This window comes from Arthrobacter sp. RIT-PI-e (assembly GCF_001187915.1).
Classification (GTDB): domain Bacteria; phylum Actinomycetota; class Actinomycetes; order Actinomycetales; family Micrococcaceae; genus Arthrobacter_D.
On record NZ_LGIU01000045.1, the window covers coordinates 1 to 14,457 of the forward strand.

13 protein-coding genes are annotated in these 14,457 nt (G+C 72.0%); 10 read left to right on the plus strand and 3 right to left on the minus strand.

Features of this window, described 5'->3' with window-relative positions; translation table 11 throughout:
- Positions 1 to 1,012: DUF4350 domain-containing protein (locus tag AC792_RS05360; RefSeq protein ID WP_152916035.1), on the minus strand; the 1,012-nt coding region annotated here is incomplete at its 3' end.
- Positions 1,013 to 1,044: 32 nt separating this feature from the next.
- Entirely contained in the window at positions 1,045 to 1,779 is a 735-nt protein-coding gene (locus AC792_RS05365; protein ID WP_082177476.1) for a DUF4129 domain-containing protein, read from the minus strand.
- Between the two features lie 131 nt (positions 1,780 to 1,910).
- On the opposite strand from AC792_RS05365, the gene AC792_RS05370 reads away from it, so the two are divergent.
- The 10 genes from AC792_RS05370 (at position 1,911) to secA (ending at position 13,696) form a co-directional block, all read left to right on the plus strand.
- Positions 1,911 to 2,264, plus strand: a complete 354-nt coding sequence (locus AC792_RS05370) for a hypothetical protein (RefSeq protein WP_049829547.1) — start codon at positions 1,911 to 1,913, stop codon at positions 2,262 to 2,264.
- 264 nt (positions 2,265 to 2,528) lie between these two features.
- Positions 2,529 to 2,777: a hypothetical protein gene (locus tag AC792_RS05375; protein WP_049829548.1), complete on the plus strand. Its 249-nt coding sequence runs from the start codon at positions 2,529 to 2,531 to the stop codon at positions 2,775 to 2,777.
- Between the two features lie 531 nt (positions 2,778 to 3,308).
- Positions 3,309 to 3,989, plus strand: coding sequence for an MtrAB system response regulator MtrA (mtrA, locus tag AC792_RS05380; RefSeq protein ID WP_049829549.1), 681 nt, complete (start codon positions 3,309 to 3,311; stop codon positions 3,987 to 3,989).
- On the plus strand, positions 3,989 to 5,815 hold the full coding sequence (gene mtrB / locus AC792_RS05385; protein ID WP_049829550.1) for an MtrAB system histidine kinase MtrB: 1,827 nt from the start codon (positions 3,989 to 3,991) through the stop codon (positions 5,813 to 5,815). The genes mtrA and mtrB overlap by 1 nt, the downstream gene beginning before the upstream one ends.
- Complete coding sequence (locus AC792_RS05390; RefSeq protein WP_049829551.1) at positions 5,802 to 7,529, plus strand: LpqB family beta-propeller domain-containing protein; 1,728 nt, start codon at positions 5,802 to 5,804, stop codon at positions 7,527 to 7,529. Before mtrB ends, AC792_RS05390 begins: the two co-directional genes overlap by 14 nt.
- 61 nt (positions 7,530 to 7,590) lie before the next feature.
- On the plus strand, positions 7,591 to 8,121 hold the full coding sequence (locus tag AC792_RS16870) for a hypothetical protein (protein WP_152916036.1): 531 nt from the start codon (positions 7,591 to 7,593) through the stop codon (positions 8,119 to 8,121).
- Between the two features lie 187 nt (positions 8,122 to 8,308).
- Positions 8,309 to 8,647: a phosphoribosyltransferase family protein gene (locus tag AC792_RS05395; protein WP_049829552.1), complete on the plus strand. Its 339-nt coding sequence runs from the start codon at positions 8,309 to 8,311 to the stop codon at positions 8,645 to 8,647.
- Between the two features lie 123 nt (positions 8,648 to 8,770).
- The gene (gene hpf / locus AC792_RS05400; protein WP_049829620.1) at positions 8,771 to 9,499 is read left to right on the plus strand and encodes a ribosome hibernation-promoting factor, HPF/YfiA family; all 729 of its coding nucleotides are present in this window, start codon (positions 8,771 to 8,773) and stop codon (positions 9,497 to 9,499) included.
- Between the two features lie 158 nt (positions 9,500 to 9,657).
- Positions 9,658 to 10,884: a winged helix-turn-helix domain-containing protein gene (locus AC792_RS05405; RefSeq protein WP_049829553.1), complete on the plus strand. Its 1,227-nt coding sequence runs from the start codon at positions 9,658 to 9,660 to the stop codon at positions 10,882 to 10,884.
- A 100-nt stretch (positions 10,885 to 10,984) separates the two neighbouring features.
- Complete coding sequence (secA, locus tag AC792_RS05410) at positions 10,985 to 13,696, plus strand: preprotein translocase subunit SecA (protein ID WP_049829554.1); 2,712 nt, start codon at positions 10,985 to 10,987, stop codon at positions 13,694 to 13,696.
- Here secA and AC792_RS16875 read toward each other — a convergent pair whose 3' ends face one another.
- Positions 13,697 to 14,326, minus strand: coding sequence for an Rv3235 family protein (locus AC792_RS16875; protein ID WP_152916037.1), 630 nt, complete (start codon positions 14,324 to 14,326; stop codon positions 13,697 to 13,699).
- Between the last annotated feature and the right edge of the window lie 131 nt (positions 14,327 to 14,457).

The following is a 14,457-nucleotide window of genomic DNA, read 5'->3' on the forward strand; positions in this document are numbered from 1 at the left end:
GCGGGTTCGCGGCCGGGGGGGCCACCGCCCGGGGGTCCTGGTAGAGGCGTGCCCGACCCTCGGCGCCCTCGGCGGCCCGCCCGACGACGGGCAGCGGCTCGACGGCGAGCGGCCCGAGCCGGCGGCCCCGCCAGAGCATCGCGAGGACCGCGCAGACCAGCAGCCACAGCAGCAGCACGTCGAGCCAGTCGGGCAGCAGGGTCATCGGGTCGATTCCCTCACCGGTCGCGACGACGTCCGCGCTCGTCGGCTCCACCCAGACGAGGGTGGGTGAGGAACCCAGCGCGGTGAGAGCGAGCGCGGCGCTGCCCGCCTCCGTGACGGAGCGGTTGGAGAGGATGCCGGGTGCACCGAGGACGGCGACGCTGCCGTCCTCGTTCGTGACGTAGAGCCCGCCGGAGGCGTCCTCGAGCTCGACGCCGAAGCACTCCACCGGACCGGAGTACGCGGTACCTCCCGCCGCGGGGAGGGACCCGGCGGCGGTCGCGGCGACGTCGTCGCACCCCGCCTCCAGGGCGCCGGCGTCCGCGACGTCCGGGGGCACGGGGCCCACCACGTCGAAGTCCTCCTCGAGGGCGAGCAGCTGCCGCGAGGCCGGGGCGGCGAGGACGGTCCGCTCGGCGCCGGCCACGAGTTCCTGCACCTGGTCGGCGCTCAGGTAGCCCCGCGCGTCGTTCAGGAACACGGTGGCGGGCCCGTCGTCGAGGACCGCGAGGGCCTCCGCGAAGCTCGCGGGGCGCAGGACGTCCACGCCCTGCGCGGAGAGCACCTCGGCCACCGCGCGAGCACCTTCCGGCGCGGGATTGCCGGGGGAGAGCGGGGCGTCGTCCTCCGCGGAGCCCGGGAGCAACCCGATCACCACGATGAACGCGAGGACGGCCGCGCCGATCACGAGCGGGCGGGCGCGCAGTGCGCGGGACCGCACGGTGGTCCCCACGCTCCCGCCGTCGCCCATCACCTCGGTACTCCCGTCCCCGGGCCTGCTCCTCGATGCCGATGTCGATGCCGACATCGGTCCGGGCCCGGGGGTCTCCTGCTTCCCGCTCACCGGGGAGCCGCCATCGTGGTGGTGTCGAGGGACCGGCCCGGGCGCTCCGCGGACGCCGCGGTGTCCACGGCCACGGCGCGCCGGTGGTCCTCGGCGCTCGCCTGCCCGCTGCCGTACCGGGTCTCGTCGAACAACCCGGTGAGCCGGCGGATCTCGGGTGCGAGGGCCGGGAACACCGCACCGAGCTGCACGCCGGCCTCGGCCGCGGTCCGGCCGGGCTGTTCGTCGAGCACCAGGCGTTCCTCCGCCGTCCTGATCAGTGCCCGCAGGGTCTCGGCCACTGCGGAGTTCCAGTCCCCGGTGGCGGCGAACCCGGAGGCGCGGGTGCGGTGCTCGGCCGCCGAGTACCGTCCGCCGTCCTCGAACACGGCGGTGCCGGTGGTCCTGCCGCGTGCGTTCAGCCGCGGCTTGACGAGCAGGACGGCGATCAGGACCACCAGGGCGGCGCCGATCGCGAGGACCACCGTGCCCGGGCCCGCGCCGAGACCGGTCAGGCCGTCGAGGAACTCCCCGATGCTCCGCAGGACGCCCTCGATGACGCGTTCGAGGAGATTCGGCTGCGCGTCGAGATAAGGGGTCTTGGCGAGTTCCTCGTCGAGGAGCCGCCGCGCCTCGGCGGCGTCGGGTGCGAGGAGCACGATGCCCCCGGGGCCCACGGGCGCCGCCGGTCCCGGGACGGCGGGGGCGCAGCCACCGCGGGTCCGTCCGGTGCCCGAAGGAGCCGGTACCACCGGGCACGATGTCCGGGTCGCCTGCTCCCGCCTGCTCGTGCTCGCGCATCAGGACGACGTCGAACCCCTCGCGCCGGATCCGCAGGTCCACGTAGAGCAGGGAGGTCACCCCGGACTGGAAGGCGTAGCCGATGGCGGTGAACAGGGCGGTGACGGCCTGGGTGGCCAGGAGGACCGGGAGGGAGTCCAGCACGTCCGCCGAGGTCGACGGGGAGGCGCTGAAGCTGAAGAGGAGGGACACCACGAAGGTCAGCGGCACCGAGATGACCGAGGTGATGATCGAGGTGATCACGGCGGTCAGCAGGACGATGCCGAAGGTGCGCCACCAGTTGCCGCGCGTGAGGACCCACGAGCGTCTCACCGACGCCCAGGGCCCCGTCCGCTCCAGCATCAGGGTGGCGGGCGCCACCACGAGCTTGACGCTCGTCCAGACGAGGACCGCCACCGCACCGAGGGCCAACGGGATGATCACGAGGGCCGAGTAGGTGTCGAGCCCGATGACCGCGAGCACCGAGATGCCCACGAGCAGGACGAGCAGCACGAGACCCGCGCCGAGGGCCAGGAGGCCGAACCCGAACAGCGCGAGGATCCGTCCTCGCGCCAGCCGCCACGCCTGGCCGAAGGAGGTCCGCTGACCGATCACCGAGCGGGCGATCGGGATCACGAGGACACCCTGCAGGAGCAGGAGGGCCACGGCGGAGACCACCGAGGTCACGGAGGCGAAGGTCCCGAGGCTCGCCAGCGCCCCGATGACGTTCTCCGTGGAGGGGTTCGGATCCTCGAACACCGCGAAGGAGGACGTCAGGGTGCCCAGCATGAGGACCACCACCACCCCGAGCACCGCCTGCAGCAGGATCGCGATGCCGAAGGTGGCCAGGGGGTTCTTCCGGCAGGCATGGAACGCACCGTCGAGGATCTCCCCGAGGCCGAGCGGCCGCAGCGGGATGACGCCGGGTTTCGGGGGCGCCTGGTACCGCCCACCCGGGAAGGGCGGGTGACCGTGGGGACCGGGACCGGCCGAGGGGGAACCGAACGGACCCCCCTGCTGCCCCGGGGGCGGCCCGCCCGCGGACGGGCCGTAGGGCGGAGGTCCCGGCCGGGCCGGGGCGCCGCCGTACCGTTCCCAGGGGTTCACCGGCCAGGGGGGCGTGCCGGTTACGGGGCCGCGAGGCTCCTGGTCGGAGCCCTCCTGCCCGGTCCGTCCCTGCCCCGGGATCCCTGCCCCACCCGGTCGGGTGCCCGGGGACTGCCAGGGCGACGGCGAGCGCGGTGCCGGGTCGTCGGGTGTCCCGGCTCCGCCGTCGGGCGTGCCGTCCTGCGGCTGATGACTCATGGCGTCCCTCCGGTCGAGTCCGTGGGACCCGCACGAGCATCGTCCCCACCTGCATCCTAGTGAGGAATCCGCCCGTTCCGGGGCAGCGCACGCGGGCCGGACCGCGCGCGGCCGGCTCCGGTGGTGTCCCGACACCCCGTGGCGGGCGCAGCGGGGGCAATGGGACTTTGTGCCCTCGATGCGCCAGTATGAGGGGATGAAGGCTCGCATACTGGTCATCGACGACGACCAGGCCCTGTCCGAGATGATCGGCATCGTCCTCAGGAACGACGGCCTGGACCCCGTGTTCTGCGCGGACGGTGCAGCCGCGCTCGAGACCTTCCGCTCGACCGGTCCGGACATCGTGCTGCTCGATCTCATGCTCCCGGGTCTCGACGGCATCGAGGTGTGCCGCCAGATCCGCGGCGAGTCCGACGTCCCCATCGTCATGCTGACCGCGAAGTCGGACACCTCCGACGTGGTCCGCGGCCTGGAGTCGGGCGCCGACGACTACGTCCCCAAGCCCTTCAAGCCCGCCGAGCTCGTGGCGCGCGTCCGGGCCCGGCTGCGTCCCGCCGAGTCCAGGGCGCCCGAGACCCTCCGGATCGGCGAGGTGAGCATCGACGTCGCCGGTCACGAGGTCACCCGGGCCGGTGGTGAGCGGGTCTCGCTGACGCCCCTGGAGTTCGACCTCCTGGTGGCCCTCGCACGGAAGCCCTGGCAGGTGTTCACCCGTGAACTGCTCCTGGAGCAGGTGTGGGGGTACCGTCACGCCGCCGACACCCGGCTGGTCAACGTGCACGTCCAGCGGCTGCGCTCGAAGATCGAGCGGGACCCCGAGGCACCGGAGATCGTCCTGACCGTCCGCGGCGTCGGCTACAAGGCCGGTCAGGGCTGATGACCGGGAGCGCGCGGAGCCGCGCTCGCGCCGAGACACCCGTTACACCTGACGCACCCGCAGGCAGTGCCGCGTCCGCGGCGACGGCGCACGACGTCGCGATCGACGCAGCCGCGCCCGACGCCGGGGCTCCGGTGACCGCTCCGCCGTCGCACGGGGTACGCGCCTCCCTCGGATCCCTGGCGAGCCGCTGGCGCCGGTCCCTGCAGTTCCGCACGGTGGTGGCCACCATGCTCCTGACCTCGGTGTCCTTCGTGGCCGTGGGCGGCGTGCTGTCCAACCAGATCGCGAGCGCCCTCTACGACCAGCGGTTCGAGCAGTTCCGCACGGAGGCCACCGAGCTGCTCCTGGCGCAGCGACTGGTGTTCGAGAACTCCTCGGCCACCACCCGGGACACCGTCACCCGGCTCGCCCTCGACTCGCTCACCTCCCTGGCCGATCCGGAGACGGACGCACCCCGCCAGTCCATCCTGGTCCCGGCGCCGGGCAACGAGGGGTACGTCCCCACCCTGACCAGCCAGGACGGTGCCACGGTCTCCCTGCTGCCCAAGGACCTGCGTGCGGCCGTGGACGCGGGGTCGGACGTGTACTGGGCGCCCGTCTCCATCCCCGTGATCGCCGACGGCGCACTCCGGGCCCCCGGCGTCGCGTTCGGTACCGAGGTGGAGCTGCCGCCGGACCAGCGGCCCTACGAGCTGTACGTGTACTACGACCTGTCCTCGATGCAGGCCACGCTGGACTCCATCCACCGGGTCCTGTGGACCGTGGGCGTGGCCCTCCTGCTCGTCATCGGGGCGATCGCCTGGTACGTCACGCGCAGCGTCGTCCAGCCGGTCAGCTACGCCGCCTCCGTCTCCGAGAAGCTCGCCGCCGGTCAGCTCGAGGAGCGCATGGAGGTGCGCGGCGAGGACGAGGTGGCACGTCTCGCGGCGTCGTTCAACCGGATGGCCGGCAGCCTCCAGGACCAGATCACCCAGCTCGCGGAGCTGTCGCAGATGCAGCAGCTCTTCGTCTCGGACGTCTCCCACGAACTGCGGACCCCCCTGACCACGGTACGGATGGCCGCGGAGGTGCTGCACGACGCCCGTGCGGACTTCGACCCGATCAACAAGCGGTCGGCCGAGATCCTGTACGACCAGGTGGAGCGCTTCGAGGCCCTGCTGGCCGACCTGCTCGAGATCTCGAGGTTCGACGCCGGCGCGGCCGTCCTCGAAGCGGAATCGGTGGACCTCGTGCAGCTCGTGCAGCACGCGCTCGACGGTGCCCGGCCGCTGGCGGACCGCCTCGGCTCCGAGCTGCGGATCGTCTCGGAGGGAGCCCGGTGCATCGTGGACGCGGACTCCCGCCGGATCGACCGCATCCTGCGGAACCTGGTGGTGAACGCGCTCGAGCACGGGGAGTCGCGGCCGGTGGAGGTGCACATCGCGTGCGGCCCGGATGCCGCCGCCGTCGCCGTGCGCGACCACGGCATCGGGATGACGCCGCTCCACGCCTCCCGGGTGTTCGACCGCTTCTGGCGGGCGGACCCGGCGCGTGCCCGGACCACCGGGGGGAGCGGTCTCGGTCTCTCGATCGCCACGGAGGACGCCCGGCTCCACGGCGCCTGGTTGGAGGCGTGGGGGACGCCCGGTGAGGGCGCCTGCTTCAGGCTCACCCTGCCACGACAGCAGGGCGTCGAGCTGACCTCGTCGCCGATGGCACTCCCGCCACGGGGCGGAGACGTCCGGCCGGAGGGTGCACGGCCCGACACCGATGCAGACGCCGGCGCTGACGCCGATACCGGCGGCGTCGCGAGGACGGAAGGAGAGGGCCGTGCGCACGGATGATCCGAGGCGACCCCGGACGTCCGCGTCCGCGCGGTCGTGGCTGACCGCACTCCTGGTGGTACTGATCGTGGTGCTGACGGGGTGCTCCACCATCCCGTCCCGGGGCCCGGTGGGCACGATCCCCGCGAGCGACGGTGAGGCGGCCCCGATGGCGCCCGCGTTCAGCCCCGCCGGACCGGCGGCCGGCTCGAGCCCCCAGAGCATCCTCCGCGACTTCATCACGGCCGGTACCGGTGCCGGTGACGGGTACAGCGTGGCGCGGCAGTTCCTCTCCCCGTCGGCCGCGCTCAGCTGGCGCCCCGAGGAGCGGATCGTGGTGTTCTCCGAGTTCCGTGTGGAGCAGCGTGAAGCGGCGGACAGGTTCCAGATCCAGCTCGAGACCACGGGGATCGTGGACGCCCGGGGCATCCGGACCGACAGCGCCGAGGCCTCCACCGAGACGATCAACGTGGGCATGGTCCAGGTCGACGGCGAATGGCGGATCGACGACCTGCCCGACGGCATCATGCTGCTGCAGAGCAGCGCACAGGATCTGCTGATCCCGCGCAACCTCTACTTCTACAGCAGCAACTACGAGTACTGGGTGCCCGACGCCCGCTGGTTCGTCCGGCGCACCGGTGTGACCGCGCGCATCCTCAGCGCCATGCTGACCGGCCCCGCCCCCTACCTGCAGGGGGCGGTGACCAGCGCGTTCCCCGAGGGGGTCACCCTCGCACGGGACTCCGTCCCGATCACCTCCGGGCGGGCCTCGGTGGAGCTGTCCCCGGAGGTCCTCGAGAACGCCACCAGTCTGCGTCTCCAGCAGATGGACCAGCAGCTGCTGACCAATCTGCTTGGGCTCAACGACGTGACGTCGGTGGAGATGACGAGCGGGCAGCCGATCGACCTCGGGGCGACCTCGGCGGAACTCGTGGTGCCCGAGCTCACGCCCGACGTCGGTGGTGAGCAGGTGGCGGTGGCCGGCAAGGAACTCGTGCGGGTCCGCAACGGGGCCGTGGTGCCCATCGACGGGCTGCCGTCGGTGTCCGAGTTCGACCCCAGGGACCCGGCGACGGCCGGCTCCGGCAGTGCCTACGCCTTCCTGGACGCCGACCGCACCTCGCTGTTCGTGACGGCCCCGGAGAGCGAGGCACGCGCCGTCGTCGAGGGCCGTGCGCTCACGCAGCCCTCGTTCGACCCGGGCAACTGGGTCTGGACGGCACGGACGGCGGGGGACCGCAGCGAGATCCTCACGGTCCCCCCGGGAGGGGACGAGGAGAACGCCGTGGTCCTGACCCCGGGGTGGTTGGGCGATCGCACCGTCCGCGAGGTCCGCGTCTCGCGCGACGGCTCCCGTGCCCTGCTCGTCACGGACCGTGCAGGGGTGGGCGAGGTGCTGCTCAGCGGGATCATCCGCTCGGCCGAGGGTGTGCCGCAGACGCTCACCTCCCCCCTCGTCGTCCCCACGGACGGGAGCATCGACACCGCCAAGTGGGCCGGTCAGAGCGAGATCGTGGCATCGTCGGTGGGCGCGGGGGAGGCGGCCCCGATCGTCCTGCACCTGGACGGGGAGAGCGAGGAGATGGCGGGGCTCGAAGGTGTGCTCAACCTCAGCGCGGGCTCCGACGCCGAGAACACCTTCTACGCGCAGGTGGGCGGCACGCTGTACAAGCGGATCGGCAACAGCTGGGTGGACGCCCAGCTCGAGGTCGTCGATCCCGCGTTCCCCGGTTAGCGTCGTCCACATAGCAGGGGTGCGCCCGGGGTCCGCGTCGGTACCGTGATCCGCTGGGGGCATGCCCCGTGGTCGCCTCGCCGTCCTGCTCGACACCCTGGTGTTCGCGCGCCCCTACCAGCGGATCGAGCGTGCCCTCGGCGCCTTCGGCGCACTGCTCCTGCCGGCCTCGTGCGTGGTGTGCGGTGCCTGGGACACCTCGCTCTGCCCTGCGTGCCTCGCCGCCTTCCGGAGGGCCACGGTGCGTCCCTTCCGGGCGGAGGAGGGCGCGGAGTCGCTGCCCGACGTCCTGCTGCCGACGCCGCAGGTGGCAGGCGCCGCAGGGGCCGGGCAGGCGTGCTCAGGCGGTCCGCCGGGGGGGGGGCCGGGGCCCCGGGAAGCGCCGCCCCGCCGCCCGCGCCCCGGCCCGGGGTGGCGGCCGGGCGCTCCCACGGAGCCGTCCCCGCCGTCCTGCTGGCCTTCAAGAACCCCGGGCACGCGGACCTCGCGGCACCGGTGGCTGCCGCACTGGCGGGGGGGCCGCACCCGGCGATGTCCGCGCTCCCGCCCGGCGGAGGGCCGCCCCGCGGTCCCCGTCCGGCGCCCGTCCTGATCGTGCCCGTCCCCCCGCGGGGCCCCCCCCGGGGGAGGCGCGGCGTCGCCCCCCCGGCCTGCCGCGGGCCGGGTGGGGGAGGGCGGGGACCCTCCCCGCCGGGACCGGGCGGCTGCCCGCCGTGCAGCAGGTCCCGCCGCTGCACAGGGTCGCGGCTGCGTTGACGGAGGGTGACCCGGCGAGGAGTGTGCGGGCACTGCGGAGCGTGCTCCTCCCGGGACTGCAGGGAGGGCAGAAGGGCCTCGGCAGACGGCGCAGGCGCGCGCAGGTGGGTTCCTCGATGCGGCTCTCGCCGCGGGCCGGGGAGTCCCTGAGGGGTGTGCGGTGCATCGTCGTGGACGACGTCCTCACCACGGGTGCCACCCTCGGCGAGGTGCACCGGGGGCTGACCGGGGGCGGGGCGCGGGGGCTCGGGGCCGTGGTCGTCGCCGCGACCACCTCACCGGCCGGCGACGGGGCGGGAGGTCCCGGCGGGCGGGTCCCGGTGCCGACGCGGATGAGCAAAGTTCCGGTGTCCAATGGGTGAATAAAAGGAGGTGGTGAACTACCGTGAGGTACGGGTACCACACAGTGACGACACGTACCCGTCGGCGGTGGCTCAGCATTGCGCCCGGCCGCCGCCGTGTCACCTAGCGATGTGGAGAGCACCATGGAATTTGTGATCAGTGGCCGCAACCAGACGATCTCGGACCGTTTCCGCGAGTACGCGACGGAGAAGATCGACAAGGTCGAGCAGCTCGGCGACAAGGTGCAACGCATCGAGGCGAGAGTGACCAAGGAGGCCAGCGCGCGCAGGGCCGACACCTCGCTCACGGTGGAGCTCACGGTGCTGTGCAAGGGCCCGGTGATCCGCGCCGAGGCGCAGGCGGCGGACAAGTTCGCGGCCTTCGATCTCGCCTACGGGAAGCTCCTGGAACGCCTGCGGCGTGCGCGGGACCGCCGCAAGGTGCACCACGGACGGCACACGCCGGTGGCCGTGGGCGTGGCCACCGCGGATCTCGCCCCCGCCGATCCCGTCCAGCCGCTCTACCTCGCCACCACGTCACAGGAGCCGACGCCCGAGCCCACGGACACCACCGATCCCACGGACGTCGACGCCTACTCGTCGCCGGACGACATCCCCGCAGGCGACTCCCCGGTGCTCATCCGGCGGAAGGTGTTCTCGGGCACGCCCATGACGCTCGACGACGCCGTGGACAACATGGAACTCGTGGGACACGACTTCTACCTCTTCGTCGACTCGACCACCGGTGCCCCGTCCGTGGTCTACCGGCGGCAGGGCTGGACCTACGGTGTCATCACGCTCGACACCGACGGCGCCGAGGAGTCGCAGGCGGAACTGCTGGCCTACCGCGCCACCGCGGACGCCACGGTCTAGACACGACGGTCCGGACGCCACGGTCCGGACGCCACGGTCCGGACCCCCGGCCCGACTCCAGCCTCACAGCGAGAGCCCTCCGGCGAGGAGCCGGGACCGGACCACGATCGGACGGCTGCCCCCGCACCCTGTGCGGGGGCAGCCGCACGTAGGAGACCATGCCGAACCCCACCGTGCCGAACCTCACCCTGGCCCAGGCCCGGCGCCTCGCGCTCGCGGCCCAGGGCCTGCACCTCCCGCGCCGTCGCTCGGAGCCGTCGCAGCGCGCGGTGGCCGCCACCGCCGGGCACCTGCAGGTCCTGCAGATCGACTCCGTCAACGTGCTGGCCCGCTCCCACTACCTCCCCCCCTTCTCACGGTTGGGCTCCTACGACACCGCTCAGCTCGACGCCCTCTCCGAGCGGGCACCGCGCGGACTCGTCGAGTACTGGGCGCACGAGGCCAGCCTCGTGCCACCCGAGCTCTTCCCGCACCTGCGGGTCTGGCAGCGCCGCACCTGGATGGGTGCCTCCGGTCTCCCGGCCGAGCAGCGGATGCCGCTGGAGGCCGCCGTGCTGGAGCTCCTCGCACAGGGGGAGCCGCTGACCGCCCCGAGCATCCGACGCCGGGGGGGCGGGGACCCGGCGCGGCCCCAGGAAGGATGGGGCTGGCGCTGGACGGCGGTCAAACGGGTGCTCGAGGGACTGTTCGCCCGCGGGGAGATCGGATCCGCCGGGAGGACGGCCTCGTTCGAGCGGCTCTACGCGCCGATCGTCGACGTCCTCCCGGATCCGGCGCTCGCGGCCGCGGCGCCGGATCGTGACGAGGCCCTCGACGTGCTCGCCGAACGCGCCGCGAGTGCGCTCGGTGTGACCTCCGCCCGCTCGGTGGCCGACTACTTCCGGACCCCCGTGCGCGAGACCCGCGCCGCCCTGGACCGTCTCGTGGCCGCAGGCGTCCTGGAGTCCGTCGCGGTGGGTGATCTCGCAGAGCGCTGGTACCTCCACCCCGCGGTGACCCTGCCGCGCCGGGCGCGGGGGAGGGCACTGCTGAGTCCCTTCGACTCGCTCGTCTTCGAACGGGGCCGGTTGCAGGCCCTGTTCGGCTTCCACTACCGGATCGAGATCTATACCCCTGCCGAGCGCCGACTCCACGGCTACTACGTGCTGCCGTTCCTGCTGCGCGACGTGATGGCGGCGCGTGTGGACCTGAAGGCGGACCGTGCGGGCGGCCGTCTGCTGGTCCGCGCGAGTCATGCCGAACCCGGTGCGCCCGCGGACACCGCGGCGGAACTCGCCGACGAGCTGTTCCTGCTGGCGGGCTGGCTGGGCCTCGACGACGTCGTCGTGGAGGAGCGCGGAGATCTCGCTGCAGCGCTCTCCCTCCGGGTGCGCACGCTACCCTGAGCCCGGCCGCGCCGGGCGGCGGGAACCACCTCGGCGTCCCGTACGTCGACGTACACTAGACACGCCATCTTCGGCAGCAGCAGATTGGGAGCGAAAACCAGTGCCATCACTTCTCGAACGAGTCCTCCGCACCGGCGACAAGAAGACACTGAAGCGGCTCCGGAACTACGCCGACGCGATCAACATCCTCGAGGACGAGTTCCGGGAGATGTCCGACGACGAGCTGCGGGGCGAGACGGACCGCCTGAAGAAGAGGTACACGGACGGGGCGACCCTCGACGAGCTCCTGCCCGAGGCGTTCGCCGCCGTGCGGGAGGCCTCCGCGCGCACGCTCGGCCTGCGCCACTTCGACGTCCAGCTGATGGGCGGGGCCGCATTGCACCTCGGCAACATCGCCGAGATGAAGACCGGCGAGGGCAAGACCCTCGTGGCCACCGCCCCGGCCTACCTCAACGCGCTGACCGGCAAGGGTGTCCACGTGGTCACCACCAACGACTACCTCGCCGAGTACCAGTCGGACCTCATGGGGCGCGTGTACCGCTTCCTCGGTCTGACCAGCGGCTGCATCCTCTCGAAGCAGGATCCCGCCACCCGTCGCGAGCAGTACGCGGCGGACATCACCTACGGCACCAACAACGAGTTCGGGTTCGACTACCTCCGCGACAACATGGCCTGGAGCGCCGCCGAGCTGGTCCAGCGCGGCCACAACTTCGCCGTGGTCGACGAGGTGGACTCCATCCTCATCGACGAGGCCCGCACACCGCTGATCATCAGCGGGCAGGCCTCGGGTGACGTGAACCGCTGGTACAACGAGTTCGCGAAGGTGGTCAAGAAGCTCACCGTCGAGACCGACTACGAGGTGGACGAGAAGAAGCGCACCGTCGGCGTGCTGGAGGACGGCATCGAGAAGGTCGAGGACTACCTCGGCATCTCCAACCTGTACGAGTCGGCGAACACGCCGCTGATCGGTTTCCTGAACAACGCCATCAAGGCCAAGGAACTGTTCAAGCGCGACAAGGACTACGTGGTGCTCAACGGCGAGGTCATGATCGTCGACGAGCACACCGGCCGTATCCTCGCCGGCCGGCGCTACAACGAGGGGATGCACCAGGCGATCGAGGCCAAGGAGGGGGTGGAGATCAAGGCGGAGAACCAGACCCTCGCGACGGTGACGCTGCAGAACTACTTCCGTCTCTACGACAAGCTCTCCGGCATGACGGGTACGGCCGAGACCGAGGCCGCGGAGTTCATGTCCACCTACAAGCTCGGCGTGGTCCCCATCCCCACCAACAAGGAGATGGCGCGGAAGGACCTCTCGGACCTCATCTACAAGAACGAGGTCGCCAAGTTCGACGCCGTGGTGAAGGACATCGCCGAGCGTCACGAGGAGGGCCAGCCGGTGCTCGTCGGGACCACGAGCGTGGAGAAGAGCGAGTACCTCTCGAAGCAGCTCGCGAAGATGGGCGTCCGCCACGAGGTGCTCAACGCGAAGAATCACGCGCGGGAAGCGGCCATCATCGCCCAGGCCGGGCGCAAGGGCGCCGTCACCGTGGCCACGAACATGGCGGGGCGTGGCACCGACATCATGCTCGGCGGCAACCCCGAGTTCAACGCGGTGGCAGCCATGGAGAAGCTGGGGCTGGACCCCGCGGAGAACGTCGAGGAGTACGAGGCGAAGTGGCCCGAGACCCTCGAGGCCGCGAGGCTGTCGGTGCGCTCCGAGCAGGACGAGGTCCGCGGACTCGGCGGGCTCTACGTCCTCGGGACCGAACGGCACGAGTCGCGCCGTATCGACAACCAGCTCCGTGGCCGCTCCGGCCGCCAGGGTGACCCCGGCAGGTCGCGCTTCTACCTCTCCCTGACCGATGACCTGATGCGACTGTTCAACTCCAGCGGCGCCGAGCGCATCATGAACAGCTCCACGATGCCCGACGACGTCGCCCTCGAGTCGAAGCTGGTCTCGAAGGCGATCGAGAACGCACAGGGCCAGGTGGAGGGGCGCAACGCCGAGCAGCGCAAGAACGTCCTGAAGTACGACGACGTCCTGAACCGCCAGCGCGAGGCCATCTACGGTGACCGCCGCAGGATCCTCGAGGGCGGGGACCTGCAGGAGAAGATCCAGTTCTTCCTCGAGGACGTGGTCACCGCCATGGTGGACGAGGCGACGGCCCAGGGGCACGGCGACGACTGGGACTACGAGCTGCTGTGGACGAACCTGCGGACGCTCTACCCGATCGCCCTCACCTCCGAGGAGGTCATCGAGGAGGCCGGCGGGACCTCCAGGGTCACCCGGGACTTCCTGCACCAGGAGATCCTCTCCGACGCGAAGCTCGCCTACCAGGCCCGTGAGGAGGCACTCGGCGAGCGCAACCTCCGTGAGCTGGAGCGACGCGTGGTCCTCTCGGTCATCGGGAGGAAGTGGCAGGAGCACCTCTACGAGATGGACTACCTCAAGGAGGGCATCGGTCTGCGTGCCATGGCGCAGCGTGACCCGCTCGTGGAGTACCAACGCGAGGGGTACATCCTCTTCCAGGCCATGATGGAGGCCATCCGTGAGGAGAGCGTGGGCTTCATCTTCAACCTCGAGGTGGAGGTCGCCGCCCCGGCGTCGACCGGGCTGCCCGGGGTGACCGACGGCCGCGGGCTCGTGCAGGCCCCCACCATCAAGGCGGCGGGCCTCGAGGCCCCCGCCCGGCCCGCTACGCTGAACTTCATCGCACCCAATGCGCAGGGCGAGGCGGAGATGCACGTGGAGCGTGACACGACCCAGCAGGCCGCCCCGGCCAAGGGGCGGAAGACCAGGAAGAAGTAATCACCCGATCTCCAGGGCGGTGACCCGCCACGCCCCGCGCCGTTGCTCGATCCGGAGAGCGACGGCGCGGACGCGTTTCTGGTCGAAGGCCACCACCGAGGCCTCGAACACGGTGTCACTGACCGCGCAGATCCGTGCGGAGCGGATGATCACGTGTCGGTGCGTGCTGACCGGCGTCCCTCCGCGGGGAGCGGGGGCCGCGGTGATGCACCGCACCAGGTTCGCCCGGAGCTGGAGCCGCTCGTAGCTCTCGGGGTCGAGCCAGCGGGCCAGTTGCTGGAGCGGACGCGAGCCCCCGAGCACCTCCAGTGCCCCCTGGGCCACCGACCTGGCGATGCCGGAGATGCGGTGGGACAGCTCCTCCCCGGCGAGGGCCGGCCGTGCCTCGCCGAGCGCCGGTCCGGGGTGCCGCGGGGTTGCCGGGGACGGCGCCGCGAGCGGTGGGACCACCGGGGGTGCAGCGGCGGTGCGGGCGCCGTCCTCGATCGTGTCGCTCCTGCGCAGGGCGGTCACCGTGGCGGGCCCTGCCTCAGGTGCCCGCGGGCTCGGCAGGAGGACCGGCCGCGGGGCGCCACTGACCTCGGCGAGGTGATGGAGCCGGGTTCGGCGGAGTTCTGTGACGGATGACATGGTGCTTCCTCTCGTGAGGTGGCGGGGATTCCTTCCCGGGGAGTGCCGGGAGGGCGCGCTGGAGGCGTCGACGACGCGGGACATGGGTGTCGGGCTTCCGGGGCCCGGACGGTTCCCGTCCGGGGACGGGA

Excerpts from the sequence above, each read along its gene's own strand:
- AC792_RS05375 (WP_049829548.1), top strand. The coding sequence starts at position 2,529 with ATGACGTTCTCCGTGGAGGGGTTCGGATCCTCGAACACCGCGAAGGAG.
- mtrB (WP_049829550.1), top strand. The coding sequence starts at position 3,989 with ATGACCGGGAGCGCGCGGAGCCGCGCTCGCGCCGAGACACCCGTTACA.
- AC792_RS16870 (WP_152916036.1), top strand. The coding sequence starts at position 7,591 with ATGCCCCGTGGTCGCCTCGCCGTCCTGCTCGACACCCTGGTGTTCGCG.
- AC792_RS16875 (WP_152916037.1), bottom strand. The coding sequence starts at position 14,326 with ATGTCATCCGTCACAGAACTCCGCCGAACCCGGCTCCATCACCTCGCC.
- AC792_RS05405 (WP_049829553.1), top strand. The coding sequence starts at position 9,658 with ATGCCGAACCCCACCGTGCCGAACCTCACCCTGGCCCAGGCCCGGCGC.
- mtrA (WP_049829549.1), top strand. The coding sequence starts at position 3,309 with ATGAAGGCTCGCATACTGGTCATCGACGACGACCAGGCCCTGTCCGAG.
- AC792_RS05370 (WP_049829547.1), top strand. The coding sequence starts at position 1,911 with ATGGCGGTGAACAGGGCGGTGACGGCCTGGGTGGCCAGGAGGACCGGG.
- hpf (WP_049829620.1), top strand. The coding sequence starts at position 8,771 with ATGGAATTTGTGATCAGTGGCCGCAACCAGACGATCTCGGACCGTTTC.